Here is an 823-nt window from a genome sequence, read left to right as displayed (position 1 = left end):
TTGCCCCGTCAACGTATTACCACTGTCAGCAACAGCGACATCATCCGGATAAACGCAGTGCCCGTGCGCAGCGCGATGACTGGCTGAAGAAAGAGATACAGCGCGTATACGATGAAAATCACAAGGTATACGGTGTAAAGTCTGGCGTCAGTTGTTACGGGAAGGTATCAGAGTGGCCAGATGCACTGTGGCACGTCTCATGGCGGTTATGGGACTTGCCGGTGTTCTCCGGGGTAAAAAGGTCCGTACGACCATCAGCCGGAAAGCCGTTGCCGCAGGCGACCGCGTAAACCGTCAGTTCGTGGCAGAACGACCTGACCAGCTGTGGGTAGCTGATTTTACTTACGTCAGCACATGGCAGGGCTTCGTCTATGTGGCGTTCATCATTGATGTGTTTGCCGGATACATTGTGGGGTGGCGGGTCTCATCGTCCATGGAGACGACATTCGTGCTGGATGCTCTGGAGCAGGCGTTATGGGCCCGTCGACCGTCCGGCACGGTCCATCACAGTGATAAAGGTTCTCAGTATGTATCGCTGGCCTACACACAGCGGCTTAAGGAAGCCGGATTACTGGCATCAACAGGAAGTACAGGCGACTCGTATGACAACGCGATGGCGGAGAGCATCAATGGTCTTTACAAAGCGGAGGTAATACACCGTAAGAGCTGGAAAAACCGTGCAGAAGTGGAACTGGCCACACTCACGTGGGTGGACTGGTATAATAATCGACGATTGCTGGAAAGGCTGGGCCATACTCCTCCGGCAGAAGCAGAAAAAGCTTATTATGCTTCCATCGGAAACGATGATCTGGCAGCCTGAGTT

At 53.5% G+C, this 823-nt stretch carries 1 pseudogene; it reads left to right on the top strand.

What is annotated here, in order from left to right:
* A pseudogene (locus BFF42_RS18880) lies at positions 1 to 820 on the top strand (IS3-like element IS629 family transposase); the annotation flags it as partial.
* Between the last annotated feature and the right edge of the window lie 3 nt (positions 821 to 823).

The sequence above is a fragment of the Shigella sp. FC1661 genome (genome assembly GCF_001712525.1).
Lineage (GTDB): Bacteria > Pseudomonadota > Gammaproteobacteria > Enterobacterales > Enterobacteriaceae > Escherichia > Escherichia coli.
This window is presented reverse-complemented; position numbering and strand designations above follow the sequence as displayed.